19 protein-coding genes are annotated in these 13,997 nt (G+C 51.1%); 2 read left to right on the top strand and 17 right to left on the bottom strand.

What is annotated here, in order from left to right:
• Nucleotides 1-18 precede the first annotated feature (18 nt).
• The 14 genes from AC3ZPD_RS18375 to AC3ZPD_RS18310 form a co-directional block, all read right to left on the bottom strand.
• Nucleotides 19-660 carry a hypothetical protein gene (locus AC3ZPD_RS18375; protein ID WP_490985731.1) on the bottom strand — a complete coding sequence of 214 codons (642 nt, stop codon included), beginning with the start codon at nucleotides 658-660 and terminating at the stop codon, nucleotides 19-21.
• Nucleotides 653-1,828, bottom strand: coding sequence for a baseplate J/gp47 family protein (locus AC3ZPD_RS18370; RefSeq protein ID WP_490985730.1), 1,176 nt, complete (start codon nucleotides 1,826-1,828; stop codon nucleotides 653-655). Before AC3ZPD_RS18370 ends, AC3ZPD_RS18375 begins: the two co-directional genes overlap by 8 nt.
• Entirely contained in the window at nucleotides 1,821-2,168 is a 348-nt protein-coding gene (locus tag AC3ZPD_RS18365; protein WP_490985729.1) for a contractile injection system sheath initiator, read from the bottom strand. The genes AC3ZPD_RS18370 and AC3ZPD_RS18365 overlap by 8 nt, the downstream gene beginning before the upstream one ends.
• Complete coding sequence (locus AC3ZPD_RS18360; protein ID WP_490985728.1) at nucleotides 2,156-2,548, bottom strand: Gp138 family membrane-puncturing spike protein; 393 nt, start codon at nucleotides 2,546-2,548, stop codon at nucleotides 2,156-2,158. Before AC3ZPD_RS18360 ends, AC3ZPD_RS18365 begins: the two co-directional genes overlap by 13 nt.
• Entirely contained in the window at nucleotides 2,545-3,351 is an 807-nt protein-coding gene (locus AC3ZPD_RS18355) for a phage protein (protein ID WP_490985727.1), read from the bottom strand. The genes AC3ZPD_RS18360 and AC3ZPD_RS18355 overlap by 4 nt, the downstream gene beginning before the upstream one ends.
• Entirely contained in the window at nucleotides 3,338-3,667 is a 330-nt protein-coding gene (locus tag AC3ZPD_RS18350; RefSeq protein WP_490985726.1) for a phage baseplate plug family protein, read from the bottom strand. The genes AC3ZPD_RS18355 and AC3ZPD_RS18350 overlap by 14 nt, the downstream gene beginning before the upstream one ends.
• A 2-nt stretch (nucleotides 3,668-3,669) precedes the next feature.
• Nucleotides 3,670-4,221, bottom strand: a complete 552-nt coding sequence (locus tag AC3ZPD_RS18345; protein WP_490985725.1) for a phage baseplate protein — start codon at nucleotides 4,219-4,221, stop codon at nucleotides 3,670-3,672.
• On the bottom strand, nucleotides 4,221-6,395 hold the full coding sequence (locus tag AC3ZPD_RS18340) for a phage tail tape measure protein (RefSeq protein WP_490985724.1): 2,175 nt from the start codon (nucleotides 6,393-6,395) through the stop codon (nucleotides 4,221-4,223). Before AC3ZPD_RS18340 ends, AC3ZPD_RS18345 begins: the two co-directional genes overlap by 1 nt.
• Nucleotides 6,396-6,469: 74 nt before the next feature.
• Entirely contained in the window at nucleotides 6,470-6,652 is a 183-nt protein-coding gene (locus AC3ZPD_RS18335; protein WP_490985723.1) for a hypothetical protein, read from the bottom strand.
• On the bottom strand, nucleotides 6,618-6,920 hold the full coding sequence (locus tag AC3ZPD_RS18330; protein WP_490985722.1) for a hypothetical protein: 303 nt from the start codon (nucleotides 6,918-6,920) through the stop codon (nucleotides 6,618-6,620). The genes AC3ZPD_RS18335 and AC3ZPD_RS18330 overlap by 35 nt, the downstream gene beginning before the upstream one ends.
• 144 nt (nucleotides 6,921-7,064) lie before the next feature.
• The gene (locus tag AC3ZPD_RS18325; protein ID WP_490985721.1) at nucleotides 7,065-7,490 is read right to left on the bottom strand and encodes a phage structural protein; all 426 of its coding nucleotides are present in this window, start codon (nucleotides 7,488-7,490) and stop codon (nucleotides 7,065-7,067) included.
• Between the two features lie 29 nt (nucleotides 7,491-7,519).
• On the bottom strand, nucleotides 7,520-8,524 hold the full coding sequence (locus AC3ZPD_RS18320; RefSeq protein WP_490985720.1) for a DUF3383 family protein: 1,005 nt from the start codon (nucleotides 8,522-8,524) through the stop codon (nucleotides 7,520-7,522).
• The gene (locus AC3ZPD_RS18315; protein WP_490985719.1) at nucleotides 8,511-9,008 is read right to left on the bottom strand and encodes a phage neck terminator protein; all 498 of its coding nucleotides are present in this window, start codon (nucleotides 9,006-9,008) and stop codon (nucleotides 8,511-8,513) included. Before AC3ZPD_RS18315 ends, AC3ZPD_RS18320 begins: the two co-directional genes overlap by 14 nt.
• A gap of 263 nt (nucleotides 9,009-9,271) precedes the next feature.
• A complete protein-coding gene (locus tag AC3ZPD_RS18310) occupies nucleotides 9,272-9,778 on the bottom strand; it encodes a sigma factor-like helix-turn-helix DNA-binding protein (protein ID WP_490985718.1) in 507 nt (168 codons plus the stop codon).
• A gap of 280 nt (nucleotides 9,779-10,058) precedes the next feature.
• Between AC3ZPD_RS18310 and AC3ZPD_RS18305 the strand changes: the two genes are divergently transcribed.
• Nucleotides 10,059-10,499: a helix-turn-helix domain-containing protein gene (locus AC3ZPD_RS18305; RefSeq protein ID WP_490985717.1), complete on the top strand. Its 441-nt coding sequence runs from the start codon at nucleotides 10,059-10,061 to the stop codon at nucleotides 10,497-10,499.
• A 15-nt stretch (nucleotides 10,500-10,514) separates the two neighbouring features.
• Nucleotides 10,515-11,003: an ImmA/IrrE family metallo-endopeptidase gene (locus AC3ZPD_RS18300; RefSeq protein ID WP_490985716.1), complete on the top strand. Its 489-nt coding sequence runs from the start codon at nucleotides 10,515-10,517 to the stop codon at nucleotides 11,001-11,003.
• Nucleotides 11,004-11,124: 121 nt separating this feature from the next.
• Here the strand turns inward: AC3ZPD_RS18300 and AC3ZPD_RS18295 are convergent, their stop codons facing one another.
• The 3 genes from AC3ZPD_RS18295 to sufB form a co-directional block, all read right to left on the bottom strand.
• Nucleotides 11,125-11,775 carry a GNAT family N-acetyltransferase gene (locus AC3ZPD_RS18295; RefSeq protein ID WP_490985715.1) on the bottom strand — a complete coding sequence of 217 codons (651 nt, stop codon included), beginning with the start codon at nucleotides 11,773-11,775 and terminating at the stop codon, nucleotides 11,125-11,127.
• Between the two features lie 348 nt (nucleotides 11,776-12,123).
• Nucleotides 12,124-12,375, bottom strand: coding sequence for a hypothetical protein (locus AC3ZPD_RS18290; protein WP_490985714.1), 252 nt, complete (start codon nucleotides 12,373-12,375; stop codon nucleotides 12,124-12,126).
• 218 nt (nucleotides 12,376-12,593) lie between these two features.
• Nucleotides 12,594-13,991 (bottom strand): Fe-S cluster assembly protein SufB, encoded by a 1,398-nt coding sequence (gene sufB / locus AC3ZPD_RS18285; RefSeq protein WP_490985713.1) that lies wholly within the window; start codon nucleotides 13,989-13,991, stop codon nucleotides 12,594-12,596.
• Between the last annotated feature and the right edge of the window lie 6 nt (nucleotides 13,992-13,997).

Genomic DNA, 13,997 nt, shown 5'->3' with positions numbered 1-13,997 from the left:
ATCCCTCCTGAAAATAGACTAAATAGGTAACGCGTAATCGTCGCCTGGTACATAAACCTCGCCAAGCGTGCCGCCGGTTGTCATGTCCGGATCGGCCAGGCCGATGCTGCCTTTTTCCAAAGCGCCATATTGAGTAGCCAACCGAAAAGTTCCAGCCAACTCAATCAACGCCACCCGAACCCCCGCCGCAACCGTCTTCTGTATGATCTGGCCGAACTGAAGCGGCGACATGCCGACTTCGTTCAGCCGTTTGATCGGAACCTTGATTAACGATAGGGCGGCGGGTTCCGGATCTTTTTCATCATTAAACTTTTCCTGAATCCGAATGTCCTTGAGATCGCAGTTGAGCGCCAGAGCCAGCACCTGGATGATCGTGTTGATGTCCGTTTTGGAGAGGTTTCGCGCGATTTTGGACTGGATCAATACCCGGTAAATTTCATCGGTTGTTGCCCCGCGGGGCTGGCCGATGTTTTGGCCGATGTGGTCCAGCGTAGTACCTTGAGCCTTATCGATTTCCCGCCATTCTCTAACGGTTTCCAGGACATTTTCGGCGCCCTGAAGCTGCTCGTGTAAAAGGCCAATCAATCTTCCGAGATTACTATTCGGATCTTTATTGAACACGTCAGCAAAACGGCTCAGCATCTCCTTAAGACTAAACATGGCTGTTCACCACAATATCGGCTGCTTTTACCTGCGCTACCTGGAAGGGGGCAATAACCACATTGCTGCTGTCAAGTTCGCCGCCTGTACCCACAGTGAGGACTACATCCTCAACGCCGACCACCGAATAAACGGCGCTGATCAGCCGCGTAAAAACCACCTGAGCCCCCATGGACAACCCATTATAGTAGCTTCCCGCCGCGTCTTCGCCCCCGATATACCGGATAATGGCATTCCGGATCAGGTTGTCGCCGTCTGCAGGATAACTGTCGTTTTTGATGAGATCGACCTGCACCTTGACGGGAACTTCAACCGCCCGGCTGAATTTGACGGGATGAGGGTAACCGGCGACATCCGGAAGATCGATTTCAATGTCCCCGTAGGTTTCGATTCCCCCGGATTTCTTTGTAAAAATCGTCTCCGCTATCGTCTGCTCATCGCCACCCAGCACATAGGCCTGAAAAGACTTCGGCGGCCTCCCCGCCGCATCCGTCTCCATCTTGTTGTTCTCAATCACGGCAGCGGCACGCACTCCGTCCAAACGGAGCAAAGCCCCTCGGAGCGCGTCTACCGAAGCTGCCCCGCCGCCGGCCACGGACTGCTCGAAGCGATTGCGGAACTCGGCGTCCGTTTCTTTTTCCCGGCCTCCCGCAAAAACCTCCGGGTTCGTAACCCCGGTAATATTGGGATTCGGGTTCGCCACCACCGTAATGCTGTTCGCCGCTACATTAGCAACCTGCCCGGAGTCAATCGCCTCCATCTCCACCGCCGCCGTCCCGTCCGGCCCGATCGTGAATCCGTCCACGGCTTCAAAATAAACGCCGCCCGCGGTCCCCACCCGGAATCCCGCCGCTTCCTGATGCCCGGGCGTTCCGGTCACCACAACCTTCCCTTTCGCATACTGCTCCAAAATCCGGCTGATCCCCACATACGGCCCAAGCCTGTCCAAATTGGCGCCTTCGGCAGTGGAGATATAACCGCTGTTGTAAACGTCCTCCGCCGTGCTCCAGATTTTGGACAGGAACCAGGCGAAAATCCGCAGCACAATGCCAAGCGGAGACCGCTCGGACGTGTTTACGGTTTCGCCGAATGCCTCCCGCGCCTTGTTCTCCATGTCGGTGAAGAGATCGCTGAATCTTTTTCGCTTAAAACCCGTTTTATCAAGCACCTACCTGCACCTCCTCCAGTAAAATCGCAGAACCGTCCTCCCCCGTAGCCTTAAAATTGGCCGTCAAAGTCCGGGATTTCCGGTCGATGGAAAAAGAAACGGCGTCCACGGACAATATCCGCTCTTCCTGCAGCAAAGCCGCGCTCAGCGCGTCGTGCATCCTGGTTTCGTCGATGTTTTTGCCCAGGAACAGGCTGTAATCCAGCCCGCCGTCCGGGTTCAAAAACCATTCGCCGGTTTTGGTTCCCAGCACGATCCGGCAGCATTGGGCCAGCTCCTCCTGGCCGCTTACCAGCTCAAAGCTGATGTCTCCGTCCGCCTCAAGCTTTAAAGACTCCATGCAAACACCCCCACAATTACCGCATCATTAACGCTGTGCTGCCTCCCGGTATCCGGAGCGGCGACTTGACCGGTGCGGGCATTTTTGAGCTCCCGGTCGGCACAGACGACAAACACGATGTCCCCGCCCTTGAGAACGGGTTTATAAACCTGCTCTTCCGCTGTTCCTTCCCGTACCAGCCTTTGGCCCAATACCGGAACGTTGTGAATCATGGCGGGATCCTTGCCCGTTGTCCGGATGAGCGGCTGCACATCCGCCGTGCAGGCAGCGGAATCAAAGCTGACAACCCGGCAGGGCAAACCTACCCGGACCTGCGCAAGTTTGGCATTCATCAGGCCGCTGACCATTTGGTAAAGCACCCCGGAGGGATCATTTTTCATATCACGGCCTCGCTTTCCGTCATAAAATCCCCGCTCCTGCTGATATGATGGGTCCCGCTCTGGATATGCAGCTTCCCTTGATAAACAAAACTCGAAAGCTCCAGTACCGTCGCCGTCGTTACCCGGTATTGCAGCTGCTGCTTCAGGCGGTAGCCCTGCAGCCCGCTTTCTTCAAAATATTCGGGAAGCCCGATCATCCCGTTTGTTTTATCCAGTTTGATCAGATTGGCGGCTCCCTCGCGCAAACTGCGCACATACAGTTTGCCTTTGTTGATATAAACCCTGGTTTTACAGTCCTTGGCCACCTGGCTGATCATCGACGCCAGCGTATCGCTGGCCGAATAACCGTCATCATAGCGATAATCGCTGACCAGCTTCAGCATGGCGACGGGAAGCTTCGCTTTTTGGGCAAGCTGGCGGATAATGGCGCTCCCATAAGTACCTTTTGCAAACGAAAGCTCCTGTTTATCGTCCTGCTGCAGGCTGTCCAGCACATGAACCGTAGTGACCTTGTCCACACCGTCCCAAACCGTCTGCACGCTGGAGATGTAACCGCTGAGCAGCAGGCCAACGTCCCCTTCGTAACCGGCGTTTAAAGCGAGCGGGATGGCGGGATCACCTTCCTTTTTTTTTCGAAAAAGATTCAGCGAATCCTCCGAAAGGTTCCATAGCTTGATTTCAGACTCATTAGGCAGCGTGTCCGAATCAAAAGGGACCGTCGCTTCGAGATTAAAATCCTTCATCGAAAAGAGGCTGCCACCCACCACGACCTCCGCCACCCGGCCGAAATTAGACATCGCCATCGGTTTCACCCACATCTGTCAAAAATAAAAAAACGCTCTCCGAGAGCGTCGCTGCTTTAACGGTATTTTGCCGGCCAGACTCGTCATAAGGAACGATCAGCCTTTTTGGAAAACGGTTGTCCATGATGTCTCGGAACAAAGGCCGGCCGTAGACCAGCTTTTCACCCGTCACCAGCACCTCCCCGTCCCGTTCCAGATCCACCGTAAAAAAATCGTAATCATCGTTGTAATGAACCTCGATCGTAAACAATTCGTTCAGAATCGAGACGTCGAAGCGATAGGGGATGAGGTCTTTTTCAATATCGATATATTCCATGATCAGTCCCCTTCGTTAAAGATATCCCCGTTGCCGGGTGTAGACGGCGTGTAATGAGGGACCGTTTTCGGGGTCTGGACGTTCTGTGGATTGATTGTGGTGCTTGGCGTCTTTTGGCTGTCCTTCGGCTGCTTGAGTCCTGCGCCTTTGACGTCCGACGCCTGGGGCCTCAGCTGTTCGGGCAGGGTCTCCCCCTTGGCCGCTTTGGCTATCAGCACTTCCGTGATCGTCACCGAAAAAGTAAACCCGTCCGCCACGGTGTAATCCCGGCTCGTGGATAAACCGGACAACAGGCCGTGCATGGCGGTTCTGCCGGTAAAATTCACAATTTTCCCACCTTCCTGGCACTCGACCAGATAGCGGTGAATCTCGGCGGCACTGTAGCCTTTGGCCGCATCGTCCACCACCAAACCGCTGATCGAAAGGGAGCGGGCTTTGCGCTGGACATGGTCGGCGATGTCGATGGAACGCTCCACCGGCTGTTGGGTAATATCCACGTCGAAGGTCAGGTCTTCTTTTTCAACAAGAATGTATTTGCCATCAATCAGGGCCATCAGCTGATTCCCCCCATTCCGCCGCGGCGTATCGTTTCCTGGAAAACCTGCTGCATGGCTTGACGGAACTGGACCATCAGATCGCCGGTCTGCCGGCTGTCCAGGGAACCGCCCTTCACGTCAACCGTCAGGCTGATGTTCATCGCACCCGGATTTTCGCCGCTGCCTGCTGGGGTCGGGCCGCCTGCGCTTGTGCCCTGGCTCGGAACCACCTTAACCGGTGCAGCCAAAGTCGAATGGTAAGTGTAGGCTTTGTTTTCCCCGGCGGTGAGCACGCGTTCCCCTTTGTGCAGCCTGGCCAGGAAATTATCGTAAGGCACGTAGGAAAGGCCCGTTTTATAGCCCTCGATTTGGGGTTTGTTTTTTGCTCCGATCCCTCCGCCCCCGCTGCCTGCAGCCGTGTCCGTAGAATCCGTTTGATCGGGACCGATATGCTTAATAATAGGAATCGTAAGTCCAGTGTCAAAAATTCCACCTATGCTTACCAGATCGTTATATTTGTTAATGAAAAAGTTAAGCTGATCAATAACAAAATTGATTCCCTTATAAAATGTGGATTTGATCGAATTCCATATGCCAGTAAATAGACCTGCCAGTTGAGGACCCCATTGGGATATGGATGAAATCATTTGATTAAACGCATCCGGAATCGTCACTGTAAAAAAATCCAGCATAGCCGAAGCGCCAAGCTTGATCGCCTCCCAAACCCCATCCACCATATTCCGGAACCATTCTACCTTCTTATAAGCCACAACCAGCCCCACGCCTAAACCAATGATGGCTGCAATAATCAGGGTAATCGGATTCGCTGATAGCAAAGTGGAGACAACGCCCCAAACCCGCGTAACCGTTGTGATCGTTGTAACGATGGTTTTATAAGCTACCAAAGCTCCCACTATGCCCATGATCACAGGGACAAGACCTTGCCATTGCATGACTTGGCTTATTGTGGCCGCTGCATAGCTAATAAAGGCCTCCACATAAGGCAGCACGCCTGCAAAAGCCGAAGAAATGCTGCTAATGGCCACGCCAAAATTTTGCGCCAGAGCGGCTCCAAAACTTTTAATCAGCGGTTCATGACTGGTCAGCCAAGCGCCGAATTGGCTAAATGCGGGCAAAAGCTGCTGCCCTAACGGAACCAGGATGTCGGTTTCGATTTGCTTTTTAAAGGTTTCAAAAGCGGTACCTGGAGAACTGATCCGCTGCTGATCGAGTTCCGCCATCGTTTGTTTGGTCATGTCAAACTGGCTGCGCGCGCTGCCCATGGCGGCTATGACCTGGCCTTCCATGCCGCCGAATTCCGAACCAAACAAATTGGTGGCAACCGCATTTTGTTTGATCGGATCGGAAATGCCGGCAATCGATCCGGCAATCTGGTCAAAAGCGGTTTTGGCGCTGGGTCCGCCGGCCGCAATGGATTTTTGGACCTGCTGCGCGTTGAGTCCAAGACTCTTAAGCGCACCCGCGCTTTTGGCAGAGCCGCTGCCGGCAATCTTTTCAAACTGCTGAAACGTTTTGCCGACTTGATCCAGGCTGTATTTGCCGTCCTGGCTTCCCGCTGCAAACAGATCAAACATCTGGCTTGCGCTGAAACCCAGCTTTTTAAAGTCTTCGGCATAGGTTTCCGCTGCCCCCGTCATCTGGCCGGGATCGAGCTTCGCATAGGCGCCTTGGGCCAGCAGTCCGAAAGCCTGATTGCTGGTGAGGCCAAATTCCTTCATCATCGCATCCGCTGATTTTACGGAATCGGTTACATCCACACCAATCGAGTCCTTTAACAGCAGGGCATTTTGGGCCGTCTGCTCCAGGGCGATGCCCTGCTGATCCGTCAGCTTGATCGTTTCTGTAAGCGTGCCTCCAAGCTCGTCCCAGCTTCCGCCCAGGTTTTGTTTATACAAGTCTTTGGCTACCATTTTTGTAGCCGTCATCTCGGCATTGGTTAACCCGGTCGCCATCTGGATTTTAGACATGGAGGTTTCAAATTCGGAGGCTGCCGAATAAGAGGCCTTCCCAAAATCCATAACGGCCTGAATGCTGGTTTTGCTGAAAGACAACAGCAGCTTGTTGGCTTCCGCTCTTTTTTTGCTTTTGTCTTCTTCCTGCTTGGCTTGCTGCGCTGTTTCAGCGGCTTCTACCGCCTGTTCGCGAGCTTTTACTTTTTTCCTGTTGACCAATCCGCCACCTCCTTTCTTAAAACTCTCCCGAAAAATGAAGGCTAAAAAAAGACGTCCAAAAGGACGTCCTGAGCTTACTTTTGCCTGGATTTGTTCTGCTGCTTCATATAAAGATCCAAAGCGGCGTTAGCCTCCGCAATGTCCTCCTCGTCCATCTGATGAAGGTCGGAATAGGAGATTCCGATGTCAGACAGCAGTAAACGCCAATAATGCCAGCGTTCTTTAGCCCTCCGCTCCGCTTCCTTCGGACTGATCACTCCCGTCACCTTCCTGGCCGGAAATGAACAGGTAAGCGGCATTCACCACTTCGCTGTATTCCCGGTAATCCTCGAAATCATCGATCCGGAGCTTCGGCTGGACAATCACGTATTTTAAAACTTCCTCCGAAAGCCGTTCCTCGGACACTACGCCGAATTTATTTTTGGCGGCATCGTTGATTTTGGACACCGCCCGAACGCCGGGATGTTGAAACAGATAGGATTCGCCGGATTTAGATACGTATTCTTTTTGTTTAAAGCTTGGCATGAACCAAAACTCCTTCCTAATTAAAAAAATCTGCCTGTTATTCATGGGCTTATTTATCGCTAACACTTAACAGCGGTTAGCGATAAATAACGCCAAGTCGGAAAACCCGGTATTACAAAATACGAAGGATTTATGAACGCAGGATTACGTATTTTGACTGGTATCCACCGAGGTCAAGGTCGGATTCACCAGCTGCAGCTCGTACACGCGGTCGGCTACTTCATTGTTGTAAGTCCGCGTTGCGGGCTTTTTAACATAAGCCTGATCGGCCGTAATAGTTTCATTAACCGGCCCGTTCACCGAAACGAAAACTTGGGCATTCGCTCCGCTTTGCGCCAGTTCTTCCAATAACGGAACCTGCGGACTTGTGGCCAGCAGGGTGACGGTCAAGGTCGCAAGCGTATTGTTGATTTTGGAACGGACAATGTCGCCTTGCGAGCCGACTTTGGTGGTCCAGGAGTCTTCGTCTTTTTCGTATTCGACCATATCCTCGGAGAAACCGGTAAGGGTTGTCCCGTTAATCGTTACGGATACGCTGTTGGCATCATAGGTACTGTAAGTAGTAGGCATAAATATTTTTTCCCCCTTAAAAATATGGATTAATAAGTAACCAGGCCTGTAATCGTAGCTTCATGAACAGCGCCGGCCAGTTCAAATTCGAAGCTGCCGCCGTCGTATTTGCGAGTTTGGCGCTGCGCGGCCGTCAAGGCTTCCCGACCCGGGAAGCTGGTGCTGTACAAACCTTTGCCGCTGTCGTCTTTGGCAATGATGCCTTGGGTCAGGCAGCGCTGCAGCACGCCGCGCACCGTTCCTTCAATTTGGGCGATGCCTGTGTTGTCATAGGCGATTTTATGGTCATAGGCGTTGTTAAACAGCTTCTGCACCTCAAACTCGATGCTGTAGACCACGTAATGTTTGGCGTGAATAATATCGATGTATTCGCCGCCGGAAGTCATCCCTTCGCTCGTCACCGCATCCCCGGCTTTGGTTACAAAAGTAATCGCCCCAGCATTATGAATGGCATGAAGCTCGTCCGTCGTAATCTCGAGAGGTTTGATGCCTTGAAGAGGCTGACCTTTCCAGGTGATCGAACCGACCGCTTTGGAGCCGGCCTCGCCGATCAGCGCCGCTTCCGGATAGCTGTCCACATCGGTATGATAGAAGACCGTTGTATTCAGGAATTTTTTTGCCTGAACCGCTTTGACCGCATCCAGATCCGACGAACGGGTAAAAAATTGCCGGCTGTCATTCTCCTCCACAGCCTGTGCGATCTCCTGTACATCTTCCTCAGCGGTGCTCGTGCTGATCAGGAAGTAGAAGTCTTTCTCCAAAACTTTGGCCATAAAGTCAGTCCAAGGCTCGTCCGTCTTGCGCTGCATGATCGCCAGTTGTTCCGGCCGGTTCTCCTGGACAAAAATAGCAGACGCTGCTTTATACTCCTCCGTTCCCGCCGGATAAACAGCGCTTACCTCCGTCAGCGAAGCAAAAGAAGTATAATCAAGCCCCGCAGCGCTTGTCCCCAAAATCAGCGGTTTGCCAAAACCGATAAGCGGCGTTGGTCGTTTAATATCAATAATTACGTTTACGTCTTTAATTTGAGACAATCTGATCGGCTCCTTTGATAGTTAAGGTATCAATCGTTTCGATTTCCGTTTCCCTTACCTGGACGGTCCGGAAGACCGCATCAAAACCTTCCCGCCGGATCCAGGGCGCATCTTCGTATTCCTTATAATCACGGTTGGTTACCGGACCCGCATTCACCAGCACGCAGTTCAAGTTGTCTTTCAACCCGTCGCGCCCGTCGCGGTCCAGCCAGTCCCTCGCTTTCATGCTGCCGATTATCCTTTCCAGGTGGCTTGACCCGTAGGCATAGAAAGTGACCGTAAACTCAACCGGTTGCGTTTCACGCATGATGCCGGACTCATATTCCACAACCGGATGTCCCCGATTGTCCATCACTCTGCTGAAATCAAATTCCAGCCAGGACGTTTCGCCATTATCCGGTTCGTCCTGCTCTTTGAAAGGCAGCCCGGTATAACCGCTCATCCCGTCCACAATAAACGACCTTATGTTCTCTACCGGAATCACAGGTAGTGGTTCCCCCTTTTTCTTCCAGGATATGCAGGGATGAATTTTATGATCGACTTCACATCGTCATTTACATGGACATTCACATCGACACGTAAATCGCTATTCGCAATCGGCACTCGGTACTTTAGGCGTTGACCTACATCGCCGCATCCTCCCCAGCCTCAGCTTCCTCACCTCCTTTCAGAACTTGTCCGCCTCAAACCGGCGATATTTCTAATATCCGGCTTGCTTTTATTGAGTATTTAAAATACCCTTCATCCTTAGGTGGCACCCGTATGACAAACGTTCCTCCATTCTGTCACCTTCTTCTGCGCCCGTCTCACATATAAAGCGGCACTGCTCTTGGAAACCCCCAGCATGTCCGCAATTTCCGATAAGGAATAACAGCAGCCGTGAGCCAGCGTATAGCATTCTTTTTCCCGGGGACTAAGCAAAGCAAGGGCTTGTTCGAGCACTTCCCGCTCCGAATCCGTCATTCGGCTGGAGCTTCCGGCTGCAGGCGGACTCATGAAAATTTGCATCCTGATCGGATCCATCAGCTGTTCCCGCTGGTATGCCGCCCGCCTTTCAATACCGCGCCGGTTCCCGGGTCTGCGTCCGCTCTTCAGCCAGTCCAGCACATAGCGGCAGTCCGAGATCATTTCGCCCAGCGTTTTATAATCCGGGTGCTCTTCCCCCCGGTCCAGCCTTAACTGTTCCAGTAACTTCAGGGTTTGGTCATACGACGTTTTCAAGGACGGCATGTCCAGCCACATTTCTTGCGACATCTCTTTTTCCCCCTAACTGTAATGCGGTATTTAAAATACTCAAACTCTGAAAAAAAATAACCCAAAACAGTATTGATGTTACCCTGAAAATGGATTAAACTATATAAAAGTATTTTTACTACTCTTCAACCTAACCAACCATTTTCACCTTACACTCTCTATTCAAGAAAATCCATTTTTCCCCCTTTCGGTTTGATAAGCTGATTATAGGTGGTATTATAAATACCGTCAAGTATTTTAAATACCGTTTTTTTATTTTCTAAATTTGGAGGCCTTGTCTATGTCCCTTGGAGAAAGAATACGCGAACGCCGCAAGCGGCTCGGACTCACCCAGCTAGAAATCGCCCAGCAGCTCAATATGGGAAGATCCAACTTCGGTCATATCGAAAATGGCCGCGTCATCCCTTCCAGCACGGATCTGGACAAACTCGCGGATATTTTAAAAACCAAACCCGATTACCTGCTCGGAAAAACCGATGATCCCTCCCTTGCCGGGAACGATGATCCTTACGCCTTAACTTTTAAAGAAGAAAAGGATATTGCCATACGATTGCAGAAAATGTTGGATGAACTGGAAAGCGATGTGCCGCTCGCTTATTTCGGCGAACCGCTTGATGACGACGAGGACCGCGAAGCGTTGAAAGCATCCCTTGAAAACACGCTGCGGTTATCCAAATACATGGCGAAGAAGAAATTTACTCCAAACCAATATAGAAAATAACACCGGGGGTACCCTATGGACGAAGAACGTCTCATAACCAAGCTGATCAAAACCTGCGGAACCAATGACCCCTTGGCGATTGCAGCACAGAAAAACATCCTGGTTCTGTACGAGCCGCTGGGCAAAAATATCTGGGGATACTTCAGCAGCGCCCATCGCATCCCTATCATTCATATCAATGAGAAGCTGAACGAATTCGAGCGAACGTTTACGGCAGCGCATGAACTTGGGCACAGCTTGCTGCACGGCAAACTGAACACCCCCTTTTTGCGTAAAAATACCCTTATTTCCGTCGACCGGATCGAACAGGAAGCCAACCGTTTTGCGATCAGGCTGCTGATTGGCGATGCCAAACCCGAGCAGGGAGAAACGTCCCGGTTTTTCCTGCTGCGCTGCGGGATTCCGGAATGGCTGCATGCTTATTTTACGGTGGAAGAACATCCGGAGGGCAAAGGCAAGTGGCCTGCTTTTTGGAAAGATGAACAGTCGTTTTGGGGCTGCTGATGCCCGAAAAAAATACCCTGAACCTTCCCGCAAGACGGCTCAAAGTTCAGAAAATTCAACAACCCGTGCGGGAACACGGGTTGTTTTTATTTTTACCGGTAGCTTCTACCGGCTTTAGATTTTAACCCGCATAAATGTGGATCAGCATTTCCTCCGTGAACCCCAGCTTGGCATACACGCTTCTGCCCATCCCGCTGGCTTGCAAAATCGCCTGCTTTGCTCCTTCAGCTTTGGCTTCGCGAAGGGCATGGGCCACTGCCGCCCCCGCAATCCCTTTTTGCCGGAATTCCGGCAAAGTGGCTACCGCATAAATGCCGGCCACTCCGTCCTTCAGGAAAGTCACGACGGAACAAGCCGGCTCCTGATCCAAATAAGCGACGTAAAATTGAAAGGAGGGATCTTGTTTAGAATCCTCTACATAAACCTGACTAACGGGACCGCCGATGGAATCGGAAATTTGATAACCGCCTATCATGACCTTCTTAAAATCTTCAACTACAGACTGCTGCTCAGCCAACACCATCTTTACGCCAGCCGGCTCCGGCTGTTCATGTTGCCACTCCTCCAGATCCAGGGACATGCCAAACATGCTGCCTGCCTGCACGAATTGATTAGCCGCAAGCGCCTCTTCCAGCTCCGGATCGGGCTCATGCGAATAAGTCAGCCAGGTGCTTTTTAAACCTTTTTCCCGATATTTCTCCGCAATGGAACGGATGTCTTCAACCAGGCTGAGCGCCGGAGACTTCTTGTAATCAAAAACACGATTGAACATTCCAAATGGAACTTCCGATTCCATCTTGGAGTAACGAGGACTCTGCTCAAAAGAAGCTAATGGACTATTAGCACTGAGGACCTCGTGAACCTGAATCATATTTGTTTTTATGGCTTCCCTGCTGATGGCTGGCATTTCCGGTCTCCTTCCAAGATTCCTTCTATTTGTTTAGTAGTGTGGGTGAACGCTAAGATTCAGTAATCATCCACTTGTCAGTTATTATATTTCGTTTGGTTCCATCCCGGCAAGATGACGAAAGTCCGGTAAATACCACCATATATAAAAAGCAGGTCCTCAAAGACCCGCTTTCCTCATTTATTATCCTTTTATCCCCTTTTTCCTCGGCGCCTAACGTAAAAGCTCTTCTTCTCTGCCGGACTTCCGGTCAAAACTGCCGTTATAGCGGTCAAAGGCATTTTTGTAGGCGTTAGCTTCAATACGGGTTCTGTAGATCGCTCCGGCTGCACCAACGATTACAAACAAAACAAACATCAGTTCAAAAGCATAAGTAAAAGCACCGATCCAAAAACAAACAACAATCCCGGTTAACAAAAGCAGCAGTAAGGCCAATGCGATACGATTTATCCACATATGAAACATAGAGTACGACCTCCGCTTCCTAAATACAGGAAAATCTTTCCCTATCATACGCTATCCCCCGCAAGAAGAATCGCGAATCTTGTCGGAATCCGTCTCCAAACAGCACTTAAGTTAAGTATTTTCCCCTATAAAAAATAAACGTGCCCAAGAAGCATCCGAGCAGCGCTCGAATCACTTTGGACACGTTTAGTGCAAAACAGGTATCGCTAAAGCGAGGTTTAGCCGATCGAACCTTCCATCTCGAATTTGATGAGACGGTTCATCTCAACGGCATATTCCATCGGAAGTTCTTTCGTAAACGGCTCGATAAAGCCCATTACGATCATCTGCGTAGCTTCCGCTTCGCTCAGACCGCGGCTCATCAGGTAGAAGAGCTGGTCTTCGGACACTTTGGATACCGTCGCTTCATGTTCCAGCACAACGTTATCATTCATGATTTCGTTGTATGGAATCGTATCGGAAGTAGACTCGTTATCCAGAATCAGCGTATCGCATTTGATGTTGGATTTCGCGCCCTCCGCTTGACGGCCAAAGGAAGCCAGACCGCGGTAGGATACTTTGCCGCCGTGTTTGGAGATCGATTTGGACACGATCGTCGACGTTGTATCCGGAGCGAGGTGAATCATTTTTGCGCCGGCATCCTGGTGCTGGTTTTTGCCTGCAACCGCGATGGACAGTACGCTGCCTTTCGCGCCGCGGCCTTTCAGGATAACGGCTGGATATTTCATCGTCAGCTTGGAGCCGATGTTGCCGTCAACCCATTCCATGTTGGCATTTTCTTCGGCAACCGCACGTTTCGTAACCAGGTTATAAATATTCGGAGCCCAGTTCTGAATCGTCGTGTAACGAACGCGGGCATTCTTTCTCACGATGATTTCAACCACCGCACTATGCAGGGAGTTTGTGCTGTAGATCGGAGCCGTACAGCCTTCTACGTAATGCACAAAGCTGTCTTCGTCGGCGATGATCAGAGTACGTTCGAATTGGCCCATGTTTTCGGAGTTGATCCGGAAGTAAGCCTGCAGCGGAATCTCGCATTTTACGCCTTTTGGTACGTAAATGAAGCTGCCGCCGGACCATACCGCGCTGTTCAAGGCTGCAAATTTGTTGTCAGCCGGAGGAACGATCGTGCCAAAATATTCGCGGAAAATTTCCGGATGCTCTTTGAGCGCTGTGTCGGTATCCATAAAAATAACGCCCTGCTTCTCCAGGTCTTCCTGCATGTTGTGGTACACAACCTCGGATTCGTACTGAGCGGATACACCCGCAAGGAACTTCTGTTCCGCTTCCGGAATCCCCAGCTTATCAAAGGTTTCTTTGATTTCCGCAGGAACCTCTTCCCACGTTTTGCCTTGTTTCTCGGATGGTCTTACATAATATTGGATATCGTTAAAGTCCAGCTCGCTCAAGTCGCCGCCCCAGTTTGGCATCGGCATTTTCTCGAACTGCTTCAACGCTTTAAGACGGTATTCCAGCATCCATTCCGGTTCATTTTTGATCCGGGAGATTTCCGTTACGATTTCAGGCGTCAAACCTTTGCCGGTTTGGAAAACCGCTTTATGTTCGTCGCGGAAACCATATTTATATTCTTCCATTTCAGGCGCTTTTTTGGCCATGGTTAT

The organism is Paenibacillus mobilis (genome assembly GCF_058267595.1).
Note: the sequence above shows the minus strand (reverse complement) of the source record. Positions and strands in the feature narration are given on the sequence as shown.

Excerpts from the sequence above, each read along its gene's own strand:
- AC3ZPD_RS18355 (WP_490985727.1), bottom strand. The coding sequence starts at position 3,351 with ATGGCGATGTCTAATTTCGGCCGGGTGGCGGAGGTCGTGGTGGGTGGC.
- AC3ZPD_RS18360 (WP_490985728.1), bottom strand. The coding sequence starts at position 2,548 with ATGAAAAATGATCCCTCCGGGGTGCTTTACCAAATGGTCAGCGGCCTG.
- AC3ZPD_RS18375 (WP_490985731.1), bottom strand. The coding sequence starts at position 660 with ATGTTTAGTCTTAAGGAGATGCTGAGCCGTTTTGCTGACGTGTTCAAT.
- AC3ZPD_RS18345 (WP_490985725.1), bottom strand. The coding sequence starts at position 4,221 with ATGGCCCTGATTGATGGCAAATACATTCTTGTTGAAAAAGAAGACCTG.
- AC3ZPD_RS18300 (WP_490985716.1), top strand. The coding sequence starts at position 10,515 with ATGGACGAAGAACGTCTCATAACCAAGCTGATCAAAACCTGCGGAACC.
- sufB (WP_490985713.1), bottom strand. The coding sequence starts at position 13,991 with ATGGCCAAAAAAGCGCCTGAAATGGAAGAATATAAATATGGTTTCCGC.
- AC3ZPD_RS18330 (WP_490985722.1), bottom strand. The coding sequence starts at position 6,920 with ATGCCAAGCTTTAAACAAAAAGAATACGTATCTAAATCCGGCGAATCC.
- AC3ZPD_RS18305 (WP_490985717.1), top strand. The coding sequence starts at position 10,059 with ATGTCCCTTGGAGAAAGAATACGCGAACGCCGCAAGCGGCTCGGACTC.
- AC3ZPD_RS18310 (WP_490985718.1), bottom strand. The coding sequence starts at position 9,778 with ATGTCGCAAGAAATGTGGCTGGACATGCCGTCCTTGAAAACGTCGTAT.
- AC3ZPD_RS18295 (WP_490985715.1), bottom strand. The coding sequence starts at position 11,775 with ATGTTCAATCGTGTTTTTGATTACAAGAAGTCTCCGGCGCTCAGCCTG.
- AC3ZPD_RS18290 (WP_490985714.1), bottom strand. The coding sequence starts at position 12,375 with ATGTTTCATATGTGGATAAATCGTATCGCATTGGCCTTACTGCTGCTT.
- AC3ZPD_RS18350 (WP_490985726.1), bottom strand. The coding sequence starts at position 3,667 with ATGGAATATATCGATATTGAAAAAGACCTCATCCCCTATCGCTTCGAC.
- AC3ZPD_RS18325 (WP_490985721.1), bottom strand. The coding sequence starts at position 7,490 with ATGCCTACTACTTACAGTACCTATGATGCCAACAGCGTATCCGTAACG.
- AC3ZPD_RS18365 (WP_490985729.1), bottom strand. The coding sequence starts at position 2,168 with ATGGAGTCTTTAAAGCTTGAGGCGGACGGAGACATCAGCTTTGAGCTG.